General features: G+C 62.0%; 19 protein-coding genes. 13 read left to right on the top strand and 6 right to left on the bottom strand.

The features are described from left to right. Positions 1-83 precede the first annotated feature (83 nt). Positions 84-1,118: an N-acetyl-gamma-glutamyl-phosphate reductase gene (gene argC, locus NPS58_RS06370; RefSeq protein ID WP_274114492.1), complete on the bottom strand. Its 1,035-nt coding sequence runs from the start codon at positions 1,116-1,118 to the stop codon at positions 84-86. 143 nt (positions 1,119-1,261) lie between these two features. Between argC and hemJ the strand changes: the two genes are divergently transcribed. From hemJ to NPS58_RS06340, 6 genes are all read left to right on the top strand, one after another. Continuing rightward, complete coding sequence (gene hemJ, locus NPS58_RS06365; protein ID WP_274114490.1) at positions 1,262-1,687, top strand: protoporphyrinogen oxidase HemJ; 426 nt, start codon at positions 1,262-1,264, stop codon at positions 1,685-1,687. A gap of 33 nt (positions 1,688-1,720) precedes the next feature. Next, a complete protein-coding gene (locus tag NPS58_RS06360; protein WP_274114488.1) occupies positions 1,721-2,677 on the top strand; it encodes an NAD(P)H-dependent flavin oxidoreductase in 957 nt (318 codons plus the stop codon). A gap of 46 nt (positions 2,678-2,723) precedes the next feature. Continuing rightward, positions 2,724-3,497: an SDR family NAD(P)-dependent oxidoreductase gene (locus NPS58_RS06355; RefSeq protein WP_274114486.1), complete on the top strand. Its 774-nt coding sequence runs from the start codon at positions 2,724-2,726 to the stop codon at positions 3,495-3,497. A gap of 72 nt (positions 3,498-3,569) precedes the next feature. Continuing rightward, the gene (locus NPS58_RS06350) at positions 3,570-3,908 is read left to right on the top strand and encodes a histidine triad nucleotide-binding protein (RefSeq protein WP_038998468.1); all 339 of its coding nucleotides are present in this window, start codon (positions 3,570-3,572) and stop codon (positions 3,906-3,908) included. A 65-nt stretch (positions 3,909-3,973) separates the two neighbouring features. After that, entirely contained in the window at positions 3,974-4,621 is a 648-nt protein-coding gene (coq7, locus tag NPS58_RS06345; protein WP_274114483.1) for a 2-polyprenyl-3-methyl-6-methoxy-1,4-benzoquinone monooxygenase, read from the top strand. Positions 4,622-4,629: 8 nt separating this feature from the next. Continuing rightward, the gene (locus NPS58_RS06340; protein ID WP_274114481.1) at positions 4,630-5,670 is read left to right on the top strand and encodes a DUF2157 domain-containing protein; all 1,041 of its coding nucleotides are present in this window, start codon (positions 4,630-4,632) and stop codon (positions 5,668-5,670) included. Positions 5,671-5,738: 68 nt separating this feature from the next. Here the strand turns inward: NPS58_RS06340 and NPS58_RS06335 are convergent, their stop codons facing one another. Beyond that, complete coding sequence (locus NPS58_RS06335) at positions 5,739-6,161, bottom strand: OsmC family protein (protein ID WP_010221469.1); 423 nt, start codon at positions 6,159-6,161, stop codon at positions 5,739-5,741. A gap of 190 nt (positions 6,162-6,351) precedes the next feature. Here NPS58_RS06335 and crp point away from each other — a divergent pair, with 190 nt between their 5' ends. Further along, entirely contained in the window at positions 6,352-6,996 is a 645-nt protein-coding gene (crp, locus tag NPS58_RS06330) for a cAMP-activated global transcriptional regulator CRP (protein WP_274114478.1), read from the top strand. Here crp and NPS58_RS06325 read toward each other — a convergent pair. From NPS58_RS06325 to NPS58_RS06310, 4 genes are read right to left on the bottom strand one after another with little or no spacing between them, the layout of a single operon-like run. After that, the gene (locus tag NPS58_RS06325; RefSeq protein WP_274114476.1) at positions 6,993-7,697 is read right to left on the bottom strand and encodes a lipoate--protein ligase family protein; all 705 of its coding nucleotides are present in this window, start codon (positions 7,695-7,697) and stop codon (positions 6,993-6,995) included. The two genes, crp and NPS58_RS06325, sit on opposite strands and share 4 nt — an antisense overlap. A 54-nt stretch (positions 7,698-7,751) precedes the next feature. After that, on the bottom strand, positions 7,752-8,588 hold the full coding sequence (trpC, locus tag NPS58_RS06320) for an indole-3-glycerol phosphate synthase TrpC (protein ID WP_274114474.1): 837 nt from the start codon (positions 8,586-8,588) through the stop codon (positions 7,752-7,754). Beyond that, complete coding sequence (trpD, locus tag NPS58_RS06315; protein WP_274114472.1) at positions 8,585-9,634, bottom strand: anthranilate phosphoribosyltransferase; 1,050 nt, start codon at positions 9,632-9,634, stop codon at positions 8,585-8,587. The genes trpC and trpD overlap by 4 nt, the downstream gene beginning before the upstream one ends. Before the next feature lie 9 nt (positions 9,635-9,643). Further along, positions 9,644-10,240 (bottom strand): aminodeoxychorismate/anthranilate synthase component II, encoded by a 597-nt coding sequence (locus tag NPS58_RS06310; RefSeq protein ID WP_274114470.1) that lies wholly within the window; start codon positions 10,238-10,240, stop codon positions 9,644-9,646. Positions 10,241-11,445: 1,205 nt separating this feature from the next. Between NPS58_RS06310 and NPS58_RS06305 the strand changes: the two genes are divergently transcribed. The 6 genes from NPS58_RS06305 to NPS58_RS06280 all read left to right on the top strand — a co-directional run bounded on the left by NPS58_RS06305 (position 11,446) and on the right by NPS58_RS06280 (position 15,918). Continuing rightward, a complete protein-coding gene (locus NPS58_RS06305) occupies positions 11,446-12,192 on the top strand; it encodes a hypothetical protein (protein ID WP_247735662.1) in 747 nt (248 codons plus the stop codon). 118 nt (positions 12,193-12,310) lie between these two features. Further along, positions 12,311-12,523, top strand: a complete 213-nt coding sequence (locus NPS58_RS06300) for an AlpA family transcriptional regulator (RefSeq protein ID WP_009876569.1) — start codon at positions 12,311-12,313, stop codon at positions 12,521-12,523. Positions 12,524-12,565: 42 nt separating this feature from the next. After that, positions 12,566-13,441 (top strand): ParA family protein, encoded by an 876-nt coding sequence (locus NPS58_RS06295; protein ID WP_247735661.1) that lies wholly within the window; start codon positions 12,566-12,568, stop codon positions 13,439-13,441. Beyond that, positions 13,425-13,685 carry a hypothetical protein gene (locus NPS58_RS06290; protein WP_247735660.1) on the top strand — a complete coding sequence of 87 codons (261 nt, stop codon included), beginning with the start codon at positions 13,425-13,427 and terminating at the stop codon, positions 13,683-13,685. The genes NPS58_RS06295 and NPS58_RS06290 overlap by 17 nt, the downstream gene beginning before the upstream one ends. Next, positions 13,678-15,342: a ParB family protein gene (locus tag NPS58_RS06285; protein WP_247735659.1), complete on the top strand. Its 1,665-nt coding sequence runs from the start codon at positions 13,678-13,680 to the stop codon at positions 15,340-15,342. Before NPS58_RS06290 ends, NPS58_RS06285 begins: the two co-directional genes overlap by 8 nt. 15 nt (positions 15,343-15,357) lie before the next feature. Then, a complete protein-coding gene (locus tag NPS58_RS06280) occupies positions 15,358-15,918 on the top strand; it encodes a DUF2857 domain-containing protein (RefSeq protein ID WP_073664028.1) in 561 nt (186 codons plus the stop codon). Position 15,919: the final 1 nt, after the last annotated feature.

Genomic DNA, 15,919 nt, shown 5'->3' with positions numbered 1-15,919 from the left:
TCAACAATACATAAGCCGCAAGTGGGTAGCTGCAAGCTATAAGCAGATCGCGAGTCGGCCGGCTTGCAGCGGGTTATCGAGACTTAAGGCAGCAGGCCGGCGTGGGACAGGCCCATGCGCTCGTCCAGCCCGAACAGGATGTTGAGGTTCTGTACCGCCTGGCCCGAGGCGCCTTTGACGAGGTTGTCGATCACCGACAACACCACAACCAGATCGCCATCCTGCGGCCGGTGCACGGCAATACGGCAGACGTTGGCGCCCCGCACGCTGCGGGTTTCCGGATGGCTGCCGGCTGGCATCACGTCGACGAACGGTTCATCGGCATAGCGTTTCTCGAACAGCGCCTGCAGATCGACCGAAGTGTCGGCGACCGCTGCATACAGAGTGGAGTGGATGCCGCGGATCATTGGCGTGAGGTGAGGCACGAAGGTCAGGCCGACATCGCCCCCGGCAGCCCGGCGCAGGCCCTGGGTGATTTCTGGCAGGTGGCGATGGCCTTTGACCGCATAGGCCTTCATGCTTTCGCCGGCCTCGCAGAACAGCGAACCGACAGAGGCGCCGCGGCCAGCGCCACTGACACCCGACTTGCAGTCGGCGATAAGGCGCGAGGCATCGGCGATACCGGCCTCCAGCAGCGGCAGGAACCCCAGTTGGGTGGCCGTCGGGTAGCAACCCGGTACGGCGATAAGGCGTGCCTGGCGAATCTGCTCGCGGTTGACTTCAGGCAAGCCGTAGACCGCATCCTTGAGCAGTTCCGGCGCGCCATGGGGCTGGCCGTACCATTTCGCCCACTCATCAGCGTCCTGCAGGCGGAAGTCGGCTGACAGGTCGATGACTTTGGTACCCGCGGCCAGCAGCTCACCGGCCAGTGCATGGGCAACGCCGTGCGGCGTGGCAAAGAACACCACATCGCAGGCAGCCAGGGTTTTCACGTCCGGTACGCTGAAGGCCAGGCCGTCGTAGTGGCCGCGCAGATTCGGGTACATATCGGCAACTGCCAGGCCAGCTTCGGAGCGCGAGGTGATGACCGCCACCTCTGCCTGTGGATGCTGTGCCAACAGACGCAGCAGCTCGACCCCGGTGTAACCCGTGCCACCGACGATACCGACCTTGACCATAACGCGTGCCCCTTATCAACGAACCGACTGGAAAGCCCACGATAATAAGGGCCCCGGCACCGCCGTCACAACTGTTGAGATGGCCCGCCAGGCGCCTAGCCTCTACTATCTGACGACCGTGAACCCTGAAGGAACTCAACCTCATGCTTTTTCTCTGGATCAAAGCCCTGCACATCGTCAGTGTGGTCTGCTGGTTTGCCGGCCTGTTCTATTTGCCACGACTGTTTGTCTATCACGCCCAGAGCCAGGACAGCATCAGCCAGGAGCGCTTCGTAACCATGGAGCGCAAGCTGTACCGCGGCATCATGGGGCCGGCAATGATTGCCACCTTCGTCTTCGGTATCTGGCTGCTGAGCCTGACCCCGGGCTTCCTCAGCCAGGGCTGGATGCACGCCAAGCTCACCCTGATTGTGCTGCTCACCGGTTACCACCACATGTGCGGGGCCCAGCTCAAGCGCTTCGCCCGCGGCGAAAACACCCGCAGTCACGTCTACTATCGCTGGTTCAATGAGGTACCGGTGGTGATCCTGCTCGCCATCGTAATTCTGGTGGTGGTCAAACCGTTCTAACCTCAGTTATCACTCAGTCTCGGGAAACCTGTCATGTCATTGCCTGCCCTGCTCGAACAACGCTTGCGCCTGCCAGTGGTTGCAGCGCCGATGTTTCTGATCTCCAACCCGCAATTGCTCCTGGCCTGCTGTGCCAATGGCGTAGTCGGAAGTTTTCCGGCGCTCAACCAGCGTGACAGCGCAGGCTTCAAGGCCTGGCTGGAAGAGATCGAGGCTGGCCTTGAGGCCATGACCAACCCTGCCCCGTACGCGGTCAACCTGATCGTCCATCAGAGCAACCCACGCCTGCAGGCCGACCTGGCGATCTGTGTAGAACACAAAGTACCCATCGTGATCACCAGCCTGGGTGCGGTTAAAGAGTTGGTCGATGCAGTGCACAGCTATGGCGGGCTGGTATTCCATGACGTGACGACCCGTCGTCACGCCGAGAAAGCCGCCGAAGCCGGCGTCGATGGATTGATTGCCGTGGCTGCCGGCGCGGGTGGTCATGCCGGGACGTGGAGCCCGTTCGCCCTGATCGCCGAAATCCGCCAGTTTTTCGACAAGACCCTGCTGTTGGCCGGCTGCCTGAACCGTGGCCATGAAATTTTCGCGGCGCAGCTGCTCGGCGCAGATCTCGCCTATCTCGGTACGCGCTTTATCGCCACCCACGAAAGCCGCGCCCCGGATGCCTACAAAGAAATGATGCTGGCCGCCAAGGCAGCCGATATCATCCACACCCCTGCGGTGTCCGGGGTGCCGGCCAGCTTCATGCGCCAAAGCCTGGAGAACGCCGGCTTCGACATGGCCGCCCTGCGCGGTAATGTCGAGACCAAACTCAAACCCATTGACGACGAAGCCAAGGCCTGGAAAACCGTCTGGTCTGCCGGGCAAGGTGTCGGCGCCATCGATGCGCTGTGCTCCACCGAGCAATTGATCGCTCGCCTGGACGCCGAATACCGCCAGGCCCAGGCCTCGGCCGCAACCCTGAGCCGGCGCTGGCCGCACTGACTCCTGTAAACTCTGCGCCCTGGCCCCTATCCCACTGGAGAACTGCATGACCCGTTACGCCATGATCACCGGTGCCTCCAGCGGTCTGGGCCTGGCACTGGCCGAGGCGCTGGCACGTCGGGGGCGCAATCTGATTCTGGTGGCACGTCAGCGCGACCTGCTGGAAAGCATTGCCATCGAGCTCACCCAACGCTTTGGGGTCGAAGTACTGTTCCGCGCCTGCGACCTGGGTGAGCCTTTGCGCCTCTCCGGCTTTTTGCTGGAGCTCGAAGAAGGCGAGCGGCAGATCGACTTGCTGGTCAACTGTGCCGGCATCCGCACCTATGGCCCATTCCTGGCGCAGGAGTGGGGTGATGAACAGGACCTCATCGAGGTCAACATCCTCGCCCTGACGCGCCTGTGCCATGCATTGGGCAACGCCATGGCCGTGCAAGGAGGTGGGCAGATCCTCAACGTTGCCTCGCTGGCCGCCTTCGCCCCCGGCCCCTGGATGACCAGCTATGCGGCCAGCAAGGCCTATGTACTGAGTTTTTCCGAAGGCCTGCGCGAGGAACTCAAGCGTACCGGTATCAAGGTTTCAGTACTGTGCCCGGGCCCGGTTCGCTCGCCTCTGCGACGCATTCCCCGCCTGGAGAAACGCCAACGCTGCCTGAGTCCCGAAGAGGTGGCCCTGTACACCGTTCGAGCGCTGGAAAAAAACCGCGCACTGATCATTCCAGGCCGTCGAAACCGCTGGCTGGCCTTCAGTCCACGACTTCTCTCGCGCTGGTTGGCCCGCAAGCTCGCAGGCGTCATCAATCAGGCTTATTGCCCGCGTTGACCGGCCCAGGGCTGGGCGGCGCCCCCCAGCCTGAGTACACTCAGGCCCGACCCCCATCATGGAGCAACCGTAGTGGAAACTCTGTTCACCAAGATCATCAACCGGGAAATCCCGGCCAAGATCATCTACGAGGACGACCAGGTTCTGGCCTTCCACGATATCGCCCCACAGGCGCCGGTACATTTTCTGGTTATCCCGAAAAAGCCGATTCGCACGCTCAACGACCTGACCGAAGAAGATAAGGGCCTGGCCGGACACATTCTGTTCACCGCACAGCGCCTGGCCAAGGAACTGGGTTGTGAGGACGGCTTCCGCGTGGTCATGAACTGCAATGAGCAGGGCGGCCAGACCGTCTACCACATTCATATGCATGTGCTGGGTCAGCGCCAGATGCACTGGCCACCGGGCTGATCCAGGGCAAGCCCGATCAACTCGATTGCGGTAAACTGTCGGGCACATTCTTGCGGAGGTGCCCGATGGCTACCGAACGTCACTATTCGCCGCTCGACCGCTTGTTGCTGCAGGCCGATACCGCCATGCGCACCTTGCTTCCCTTCAGCGGCCAACCTTCCCGCCCATCGCCGGCCATCATCCAGCCGGACGTCGACCTGGACGATACCCAGACCCGCCACGTGGCCGGGCTGATGCGTATCAACCACACCGGTGAAGTCTGCGCCCAGGCGCTGTACCAGGGCCAGGCCCTGACCGCCAAGCTGCCGCAGGTACGCAAGGCCATGGAGCACGCCGCCGAAGAAGAAATCGACCACCTGGCCTGGTGCGAGCAACGTATCCGCCAGCTGGGCAGCCACCCCAGCGTGCTCAATCCGCTGTTCTACGGTATGTCGTTCGGCATCGGCGCCCTTGCAGGGCTTGTCAGCGACAAGGTCAGCCTGGGATTCGTCGCCGCTACCGAGCATCAGGTGTGCAAGCACCTGGACGAGCATCTGGAGCAGATCCCGGCCGAGGATGAAAAATCCCGGGCTATCCTGGAACAGATGCGCGTTGACGAAGAGCAACACGCCGAGTCGGCCCTGGAAGCCGGCGGCTTCCGCTTCCCTGCCCCCGTGCGCTTTGGAATGAGCCTGATGGCCAAGGTCATGACCAAGAGCACCTACCGAATCTAGGACACGCCATGACGGAACGCTTCGATGCCAAGGACCTGGCCCGCGCCGTCAGCGCAGGTGTTCTGAACCCCGGCCAGGACCAGGCCCTGCTTGAGTTCCTCAAGCGCCAGCCCACCACCCGCGCCAGTTTCCAGCTGGCCGATGTGGCCTTCTACTTTGGTGCCCTACTGATCATGGGCGCCATGGGCTGGCTACTCAGCGAAGCCTGGATGCGCATTGGCGACAGCGCCCTGCTGATCATCGCCCTCCTCTACATTGGCGGCCTGACCCTGGCCGGGCTGCTCTTGCAGCGACGTGGCCAGGTTATTCCTGCCGGCGTCCTCGCCGCGGTTGCAGTCAGTATCGTGCCGCTGGCGGTGTTTTCCGTGGAGCGGCTAACTGGTTTCTGGCCACTGGACGACAGCCAGGGCAACTACCACAACTACTACACCTATGTGCAGGGCGGCTGGCTGTTGATGGAAGCCGCTACGGTTGTCGCAGGTTTGTTGATGCTGCGCCTGATTCCTTTCCCCTTCATCGTGATGCCGATTGCCGGGGCACTGTGGTTCATGTCCATGGACCTGAGCGAGTGGGTTTACGGCGACGCCTTCAACTGGGATCAGCGGCTCACTGTTTCGCTGTGGTTCGGCCTGGGCTTGTTGCTGGTATTTCTGGTAGTCGACGGCCGTACCCACCAGGACTATGCCTTCTGGGGCTATCTGGCAGGCTTGCTGGCGTTCTGGCTGGGGCTGAGCCTGATGGAAAGCGACAGCGAACTGAGCAAGGCGCTTTACTGCCTGATCAATCTCGGTTTGATGGGCTTGGCGGTATTGCTACGCAGGCCCATGTTCATGGTGTTCGGGGCCATGGGCGTGGCCGCGTACCTGGGTTACCTGTCGTATGAAGTGTTTGCCGATTCGCTGCTGTTCCCGGTGGTACTGACCTTGATCGGCCTGGGTGTCATCGGGTTGGGGCTCAAGTACCAGAAGCATCGTGAGGGCCTGAGCATACGCTTTCGCGCGTGCGTACCCAGTGGGCTGCTGAAGCTACTGCCGGGACTGCGTCGCTGAACGGCTCGCGGGGCAAGCCTGCTCCTACGGATTGCGTAGGAGTGGGCTTGCCCCGCGATGCATTCAACTCAACCTAGCTCGACAATCTCATAGCTATGGGTGATCTCCACCCCTGCCCGCCCGAGCATGATCGAAGCCGAGCAGTACTTCTCTGCAGACAATTCAACCGCACGCTTGACCTGGGCTTCCTTCAAGCCACGACCTTTGACCACGAAGTTCAGGTGGATCTTGGTGAACACCTTCGGATCCTCGCTGGCACGCTCGGCTTCGAGGAAGGCTTCGCAGCTTTCCACCGCCTGGCGGGATTTTTTCAGGATGCTGACCACATCGAAGTTGCTGCAACCACCCAGGCCCAGCAAGAGCATTTCCATGGGCCGTACGCCCAGGTTGCGACCGCCCGCCTCCGGTGGACCGTCCATGACCACGACATGGCCACTACCCGATTCGCCCAGAAACATGGCTTCGCCTGCCCACTGGATACGTGCCTTCATCATCCGGACTCCCTTGCTAGAAAAAAGGCTGCCAGCTTAGACCCAGAAGGGCTGGTGGAAAAGCTCAAGCGCAAGATGAATTCTGCCGATACACCAATAAGTGTCTGATAAGCTGACGCCAAATCACTGGCACTTTTAGCCAGACTACCTATAAAAGTGTTCACGCGTTGCCTCTTACCAGGATTCAGCCATGGTTGCATCAGCCCTATCAGCCAAGATAAAGAACATCGACAAGCTGCTCGCCCACTGCCAGCGGCGCCGCTACGCGGCCAAAAGCAACATCATCTGTGCCGGCGACAAGGCCGAGACGCTGTCATTCATCGTCAAGGGCTCAGTGACCATCCTGATCGAAGACGATGACGGCCACGAGATGATCATCGCCTACCTCAACAGCGGCGACTTTTTCGGCGAGCTTGGCCTGTTCGAACAATCAGGGCAGGAGCAACAGCGCAGCGCCTGGGTACGCGCCAAGAGTGAATGTGAAGTTGCAGAAATCAGCTACGAGAAATTTCGCGAACTGGCGCGCCAGGATCCGGACATTCTCTATGCCCTGGGCAGCCAGATGGCCCAGCGCCTGCGCAACACCACGCGCAAGGTCGGTGACCTGGCCTTCTTCGACGTCACCGGACGCGTCGCGCGCTGCCTGCTCGAACTGTGCAAGCAACCCGACGCAATGACCCACCCCGACGGAATGCAGATCAAGATCACCCGCCAGGAGATCGGTCGAATCGTGGGCTGCTCGAGGGAGATGGTCGGCCGCGTACTCAAGGATCTTGAAGAACGCAGCCTGGTTCACGTCAAAGGCAAGACCATGGTGGTCTACGGCACCCGTTAATCGCGGGCGATGCCCTTGATCACTTCAGCATAAGCCTGGCCGAGGCGCTCGAGCAGCGGCGCTTCAGGCACGACTTCGTGCAAGGCGATGTGGCTGTCTGCCAGGCAGCGCTGGTCTAGCTCGCAGCATTCATTGAAGCGATTGACCGCCGCCACCATCGACTCGCGTTCGTTGTCGAGCAACAGCGCACCGTGCACCAGCACCACCGGACGCTTGCCGCCCAGGCCCTGGCGCCAGCGCTGTGCGGTACCGACCAGCTTGCGACCGTTGAGGTTGACGTTGTAGCGGCCATCACAGAACGCGCCTTCGATCTCGCCTACCGAAGCCAGCCCGCCCCACTCGCGCAGTACCTCGCACAACGGCAAGCACAGACGCTCGTAGGCATTCTCGATACGACCGTGATCGCCTTCGCTGCGCGGCGCCACATAGACCAGCGCGATATTGATCACCGCAGGCGACTGCGGCACTGGCTCACCGCCGGTTTCACGCAGCAGCACCGGCCAGCCGGAAATTGCCAGCTCCGCACAGGCGGCCTCGAAACCCTCCAGGCGGCTCATGCGCCGCGGCATCACCAACGCGTGGTCGGTCGGGCGCCAGAACAACACACCGCTGTCTTGTTCACCCTTGCACACGGCCGCCAGCAGCGCTTGCTCGGCCTGCAGGCCCGCCTCGACAGTCACATCCATTAATTGATCAGTCATCGCAATAACCTTATAGGTACAAAAAAGCCGGCAATGCCGGCTTCAAAGTTCGAATCAATCCAGTCCTTGCAGCGGATTCTGCACCGCCCGCTCGGGGAAGAACAGGCGCTGCAGCTCCAGGCCTGGGTGCTCGGCGCGCATGAACGCTTCGCCCACCAGGAACGAGTAAACCTCGTTGATTTCCATAAGCTCGACATCGGCGCGATTGAGAATGCCGCTCTCGGTGATGGCCAGGCGATCACGGGGAATTCGCGGCAACAGGTCGAGGGTGGTTTCCAGGCTGACATCGAAGGTGTGCAGGTTGCGGTTGTTGACGCCGACCAACGGGGTGTCGAGGGTTTTCAGCGCCCGCTCCAGCTCGTCGCCGTCGTGCACTTCGACCAGCACATCGAGGCCGACGCTTTTCGCAGTGGCCGCAAGCTCCGCCATTCTCACATCGTCCAGCGCGGCAACGATCAGCAGCACGCAATCGGCGCCCAGCGCGCGGGCTTCGACGATCTGGTAGGGATCGATCATGAAGTCCTTGCGAATCACCGGCAGCTTGCAGGCCGAACGAGCCTGCTGCAGGTAAACATCGGCGCCCTGGAAATAGTCGACGTCGGTCAGTACCGACAGGCAGGTCGCACCGCCCTTCTCGTAGCTGACGGCAATCTCGGCGGGAACGAAGTGCTCGCGGATCACACCCTTGCTCGGGGAGGCCTTCTTGATTTCGGCAATCACCGCCGGCTGCTTGCGCTTGGCCTGCTCGATCAGGGCATTGGCGAAACCGCGTGGCGCATCGGCGCCAGCGGCCAGGCGCTCCAGTTCGGCCAGGCTGACGCGGGCGCTGCGCTCGGCAACTTCCTGAACCTTGCGCGCCAGGATGTTTTCAAGAACCGTTGGCACACTCATCCTTCATTCTCCTGCTTGAATACGGCGGTGAAAGCGCCCAGTTCTTCGAGTTTTTCCCGGGCAAGGCCGGTGTGCAGGGCATCGTGAGCAAGCTCGACACCTTGCTTGAGGGTCATCGCGTGATCAGCGGCATACAGCGCCGCACCGGCATTGAGCACGATCATCTCGGCCGCTTTTTGACCATTCTCGGTCTTGCGCCGCCCCAGGGCATCGCGAATCAGCTCCAGGGACTTGGCCGGACTCTCCACCGCCAGGCCGTGCAGGCTCTGGCTCTTCATACCGAGGTCTTCGGGCTCGACCCAATACTCGGTGATCTGGTCATTCTTCAGCTCGGCGACAAAGGTAGGCGCGGCCAGGCTGAATTCGTCCAGCCCATCCTTGGAGTGCACCACCAGCACATGCTTGCTGCCCAGGCGCTGCAGCACCTCGGCCAATGGCCGGCAAAGCGCCTGGGTGAACACGCCGACCACCTGGTGTTTCACACCGGCCGGATTCGTAAGCGGGCCAAGCATGTTGAACAGGGTACGCAGCCCCAGGTCGCGGCGCGGGCCAGCGGCATACTTCATCGCTTTGTGGTGAGTCTGGGCGAACATGAAACCGATACCGACACTGTCGATGCAGCGCGCCACTTGCACAGGCGTCAGGTTCAGGTAGATACCGGCAGCTTCCAGCAGGTCGGCGCTGCCGCTCTTGCCCGAGACCGCACGATTGCCATGCTTGGCCACGGTGCAGCCGGCGGCGGCGACCACAAAGGCAGAAGCGGTGGATACGTTGAAAATGTTGGCGCCGTCACCGCCCGTGCCGACCACATCGACCACTTGGTCGAGGGTGTTGAGCTCGACCTTGTCGGCCAGCTCGCGCATCACCGAGACTGCACCGACGATTTCGTCAATGCTTTCGCTCTTCATGCGCATGCCCATCATGAAGGCACCGATCTGCGCTTCACTGCACTGGCCGGTCATGATTTCGCGCATCACATCGCGCATTTCTTCAGTGCTCAGGTCCAGGTGACCGACGATGCGGCCAAGCGCGCTCTTGATATCCATGGTCAATCCTTAACGGCGGCCGCCGGTCTGCTTGAGGAAGTTGGCGAACAGCTCGTGGCCCTGCTCGGTGAGGATCGACTCGGGGTGGAACTGCACCCCTTCGATGTTCAGCTCTTTGTGGCGAAGACCCATGATTTCGTCCACCGAACCGTCTTCAAGCGCGGTCCAGGCGGTCAGCTCCAGGCAGTCGGGCAGGGTTTCGCGCTTGACCACCAGCGAGTGGTAGCGGGTGACAGTCAGCGGGTTGTTCAGGCCGGCGAATACGCCAAGGTCTTTATGGAACACCGGGCTGGTCTTGCCGTGCATCACCTGGCGCGCACGTACCACATCACCGCCAAAGGCCTGGCCGATGGACTGGTGGCCCAGGCACACGCCAAGAATCGGCAGCTTGCCAGCAAAGTGCAGGATAGCTTCGATGGAAACACCCGCCTCGGTCGGCGTGCACGGGCCGGGTGAGACCACAATGCGCTCGGGGTTCAGGGCTTCGATCTGGGCGATGGTCAGTTCGTCGTTGCGAATGACCTTGACCTCTGCACCCAACTCGCCGAGGTACTGCACGACGTTGTAGGTGAAGGAGTCGTAGTTGTCGATCATCAGGAGTCTCATGATTTTAAGTCCTTGATTTTATTGAATATTTTCATTACACACGGACCCCATTACACACTTCATTACACACATCGGCGATCGATTGCGATGGAGGAAGCGCACGCAAGTGCTGGCACAGGGTAGCAACGGGTTTTGAGTGAAGCCGCAGAGTGCGCCAACGCGGTGTGCCGAGGAAGCGTTTGCGCCGGCATGGCTGGGACAAGTGCGCAGACAAGACGGGCAAGCTTGTACCCCACGGCGGCGCAGCGCGCGGGGCATCAGTTCGACGACGGGGTTGGGATGCTAAGGGCATCGGGCAATCTCCTCAAATCTTGGAGCCGCCGTGCCGGGAAGCCTTCTTGAAACCTTGCCTGCCGGTACGGCGGCAAGGTGCGGTCAAGACCGCAACGACATGCCGCTTCCTATTGGAAGCGCCACCACAGAGCGATGTTGGTCGAAGCAGTACGGGTCATGGTCAGACCAAAGTATTGAATTAAAAAGCTAGAACCCAGTCCGAGCGCACAGGAACGGAATTCCAATAAAACCTTCGGTATTTTACCACGAGCATGGCAGGCAAAGTCCACTTCTTAACAGAACGGCGAGATCACCTTGGACGTCGCCAAGTCAGCGCACTAAAAAAGGGACGAGCGGAAGAGGACCTGGGTATTCGACCTGCGCTGGACAAAGCCGACATAGCCCCCGTCGCTGGCTGTGGGCGTCGTAAGCGCCCCGCCTGCTTGATGGAACTGAAATGCATCCCGAGAAGCGATGCGAGGACGGCTGTCCCACAGTGGAAGCCAGCCGCGTGGCTTAGCCCGTAGATGCTATGTCGATATATCAGGATGCCGAAACAAGCATGACATGCGCGGATTTCTCCAAGTCCCTCTAGACGTGGAGCAGCGGATGCAATCCCGTGCGCCTTGTGAAACCGTGGGGATTATCAGACCATATCGAATCGGTCTTGATGGGCTTGACGCACCCCATGACGCTGGCACCGTGAGCGCCATTGTCGAGCGTGCTTCTTCCTTGTTACTCGACGGGCCGGCAACTGGTCAATTCTTGCACATCGAGCAAGAGAGAACCACCTGTGACGGGTGCCATGATCTCTTCTGTCCATGTTCCAGGGCATCGCCCCAGGCATCAACCACAGGCATAACGACACAACAGCCCCTTGGCGGGGCAAGAAAGGAGCCGGTGACGTAGCGCTTCCGAAAGGAGACGAAAACATGCACAAGGAGCCACCACTATCAAAGGTGTTCTATCGTCCCATCGAAGCTGCCATACGGTGGGCTGGGTTGTTGCGGTACGAGGCGGTGATCGTCGCATCGATCGCATCACCGCGTTGTCTGCCGCAGATGTTGGACTGCCCGCGATGGAACGAGTGTCGGCTGTACTCGGAACGCATCTACGACGGTATCCTCAACGCCGAACTGCCCTTCGGCAAGAACGGGATCACGCTTAATGACCCAGATCTGGTGAGTTCACCCGATCTGACCGTCCGCCATGTCGATCTGAAGCGGTGGATGCGCACCCACTATCCCGAGCATCGGCCGGGATTTCTGTTCAGTCGGGGCGAGCGCATGGTGCATCCCTTCATCACCATCGAAACAGGACAGGCAATCCTGCTGGAACGGCTGGCTCTGCAGGCCGCGCTGGACCATAGCCGACGCGAGATGCGCGAACTGCAACAGCAACACGAAGTCTTGCTAAAGCAGTCCGCCGTACTGCTGGCTCCCAAGCAGTGCGTGATCAGTGATCGGGCGGAAACTACATACCTGAACATCATCGGCGGCATGCTGACGCTGATGCTGAGCCAATCCCCATCCGGCGTGCCGTACTCCAGCTTCAAGACGCAGGAGGCCATCGTCACCGCATTGCTCGCCCACTATGGCGGCACCATGGGCATCACGGAGCGAACCTTGAACGGCAAGTTCGCCAATGCCAGGAAGAATGTCCGTAGCGCAGCCGCGTGAATTCTTCCATCTTGTATGTGCAGTCGCGGAGATTGCATTTGCAATGTTTTTCCGCAGCCATGTCTATTGAATAGAGGTCACGCCAACAAACGCCACTGAGCGTTCAGGAGTGACCGCCATGTCGCAAATACCTGTACTGCCACCGCACGAGCGCCGCATCCTGCGGCTCGATGAAGTTGAAGCGAAGTCCGGCTTCAAACGCGCCCACATCTACAACCTGATGAAGAAGCGCCAGTTTCCGCAGGCGTTGCGCCTGGGCGTGCGCGCCGTGGGCTGGGATTCGGTCGAGATCGACCAGTGGATCGCCGAACGCCTCAACAACCGGACCTGACCCGCTCCCCCTCGATTTTCCCATCGCCAAACGGAGAGCGCCATGCAGGTCGTATCCATCATTTCAACGAAAGGCGGCGTAGGCAAGACGACTACGGCCGCCAACCTCGGCGGCCTCGCCGCGGACGCGGGGCTGCGTGTGCTGCTGCTCGATCTCGACGTGCAGCCGACCTTGTCGTCCTATTACGAGCTGGCACACCGCGCTGCCGGCGGTATCTATGAGTTGCTGGCGTTCAACGAACGCGCCCTCGATCAGTTGGTGTCCCGCACCATCATCGCGGGCCTGGACCTGGTGCTCTCGAACGATCACCGGGGTGAACTGAACACGTTGCTACTGCACGCGCCAGACGGACGCCTGAGACTGCGGCACCTGCTGCCGGCGCTGGCGCCGCTTTATGACCTGGTGCTGATCGACACCCAGGGTGCACGCTCGGTGCTGTTGGAGATGGCGGTGCTCGCCTCTGACCTGGCGCTGTCGCCCGTGACCCCGGAAATTCTCGCTGCCCGCGAACTGCGACGCGGCACCATGCAGTTGCTGGAGGACATCGCGCCATACCGGCACCTCGGCATCGAACCGCCATCCCTGCACCTGCTCATCAATCGCGTCCACCCCGTGTCCGCGAATGCACGGATGATCCAGCAGGCGCTGCGCGACCTGTTCCAGGACCATGCCGGCATATGCGTGCTGGGCACCGACGTGCCGGCCATCGAGGCCTATCCGCGCGCCGCAACCCGCGGCCTGCCGGTGCATCGCGTCGAGCATCGCCAGCCGCCGGGCAGAGTTGCGCCCGCCGCGCTCGACACCATGCGCGCGCTCGCTGGCGAATTGTTCCCTCAATGGCAAGACAGATTTGCCCACGTTTCCGGCCGTCCTCCACGTTCTATTGAAACCGGGAGGTCGCATGGCGAACGCACATGAATTGGCCCGTGGCCACAAGCGGCTGCGCGCCCTGATCGAGTTTGCTGTGAGCGAAGGTTGGCACGTCAAGCGCACACGTGGCGGACACCTCAAGTTCACCAAGGCCGGCTGCGCCACCATCTACACCAGCTCAACAGCGAGCGACTACCGGGCGGATCTCAACGCCCGTGCACAGATCCGCCGCGCCGAGCGCGAGGCCCGCATGGCCCGGGCCGTCAACGCCGAGGGATGTGGTCATGGCTGAGATGACCTCCCAGGACATGGCCGGCAAGCTGCTTGCCGCCGGGTTCGAGCGCAGTGGGCCATCGGCCACGGCCTTGAGCGACCCGATCGCCGACACGCCGATGGTCGTGACGCTGGACCAGTTGCGGCCCTACGACCACGACCCCCGCAAAAAGCGCAACTCGGCCTACGATGAAATCAAGGCCTCCATCCGAGAGCGCGGCCTGGACGCGGCGCCAGCGATCACACGCCGTCCTGGCGAGGCGCACTACATCATCCGCAACGGCGGCAACACCAGGCTGGCGATCCTGCGTGAACTCTGGGCGGAGACCAAGGACGAACGCTTCTTCCGCATATCGTGCCTGTTCCGGCCGTGGCCTGCGCGCGGAGAGATCGTCGCCCTGACCGGGCACCTCGCCGAGAACGAACTACGCGGCGGCCTCACGTTCATCGAGCGCGCCCTGGGCGTCGAGAAAGCCCGCGAGTTCTATGAAGCTGAAAGCGGCACCACCCTGAGCCAGTCCGAGCTGGCCCGCCGCCTGGCCGCCGACGGCTTCCCAGTCCAGCAGTCGCACATCAGCCGCATGGCTGACGCGGTGCGCTACCTGCTGCCCGCGATCCCGACCGTCCTATACGGGGGCCTCGGCCGCCACCAGGTCGAGCGGCTGTCGGTCATGCGCAAAGCCAGCGAACGCACGTGGGAGCACTATGCCAAAGGCCGCTCCCTGCCGCTGGACTTCGACAGCTTCTTTCTGGAGGCGCTGTCGCAATTTGATGTCCAGCCCGACGAGTTCTCGCCGCCGCGTGTGCAGGACGAGTTGATCGGTCAGATGTCCGAGCTGCTGGGCATCGACTACGACGTGCTCGCCTTGGACCTGACCGAATCCGAGAGCCGCCACCGCGCCCTGGTCAGCGACCCAACCCCGCCATCGGCGCCGCCGGCATTGCCCGAGCCTGGGGCCATCGCACGGCCGCCGATCGAACCGGCACCGCCCCCCACTACAACTGCACCTTCTGCGGGCCACTCTGCCGACGCGCCGACAAGGCCCCGGGACGATGGGGCCCCGAGCGAGGCATCCGCAGCCAGCCCTGCGGCAGCGAATGGCGGTCTGCTTGACGAGCACATCATCTCTCCGGCACCCACGACGGAGCGGCTCCAGTCCATCCAGCGCATGGTCGCCGACCAGTTGGGCGATGCGCTGCCGCCCGACTTCTCGGCCAACGTCTTGCAGTCGATTCCCGTGCAGGCCGGTGGCCTCTATCCCATCTCGGACATCTGGTATATCGACCCTGGCCTCGACACACCCGACCGCCTGCGCATCCACATCGCGCAGTTCGCGCGCGAGATCGCGGGCGAGGCCGACCTGGACGCGTGTGTCGAGGATCGTTCTGATGGCATCGGGTTCACGTGTCGTGCCCCAGCCCAGGCTTCGTCGCCGCTCGCACGCGCCGTGCTCGCACTACTGGTTTCCCTGGCCGGTCAGCAGCCAGCCGGCGTCGGCTTGGACAGCGGGCAACTCATCACAGACCTGCCAGCGCTGTTGCACGGCCAGGGTCAACGTCGTGACGGCGGGGCCCGGCGATTGAGCGACACCGCGCTGGTCAAGCTGTTTCGTCTGCTGCGGCTGGCCCGGCGCCTGCTGGATCTGGAAGCCGGCGCTGTCGGTCCTGGGATCTGAGCGAGGGAGGCCTGCATGTCCGCACCGAACCCACTCAACCAGGCCGTCATCGCGCAGGCACTCTACGACCTACGCAACGGGCAACTGCGTCGCTGCAAGGCGATGGGGTTCGGCGAGGAAGAGCTGGATGCGCTCAAGCATCCGGCGCTGATCAGCGTGCTGGCCAATGCCAACGTCTCCTGGTGCTCTGTCTCGGTGAACCGGGAAGTGCTCCGGCGATTGCTCAAACAGGCGCAGGACGTGGAGAAGGAGATCGCCACCGTCGATCGCATGCTGCGCCTGGGTGCCAGTACCGAAATGGTGAGCCGCTTCTACGGGCTGACACATCAGGAAGTCGCACTTCGGCGCGAAGTTCTCGGCCTGCCCAAACGCAAGGGGCGCCATCCGGTTCTGGACGAGGAGCAGGACACCGAGCTGTGGCGGCGCTGGAAGGCCGTGACCAGCAGCAGGAACGTCGAGCTGGAGGATGAGACCTCGGTTCTTGATGCGGCAATGGACCTCGCCGAAGGCATGGAGCTGCCGCTGTCGGTGGTCTGGGCTGCGATCAAGAACTGGATCGATCAGGGACTGGGTTGAA

The organism is Pseudomonas putida (assembly GCF_028682455.1).
Lineage (GTDB): Bacteria > Pseudomonadota > Gammaproteobacteria > Pseudomonadales > Pseudomonadaceae > Aquipseudomonas > Aquipseudomonas putida_AA.
Note: the sequence above shows the minus strand (reverse complement) of the source record. Positions and strands in the feature narration are given on the sequence as shown.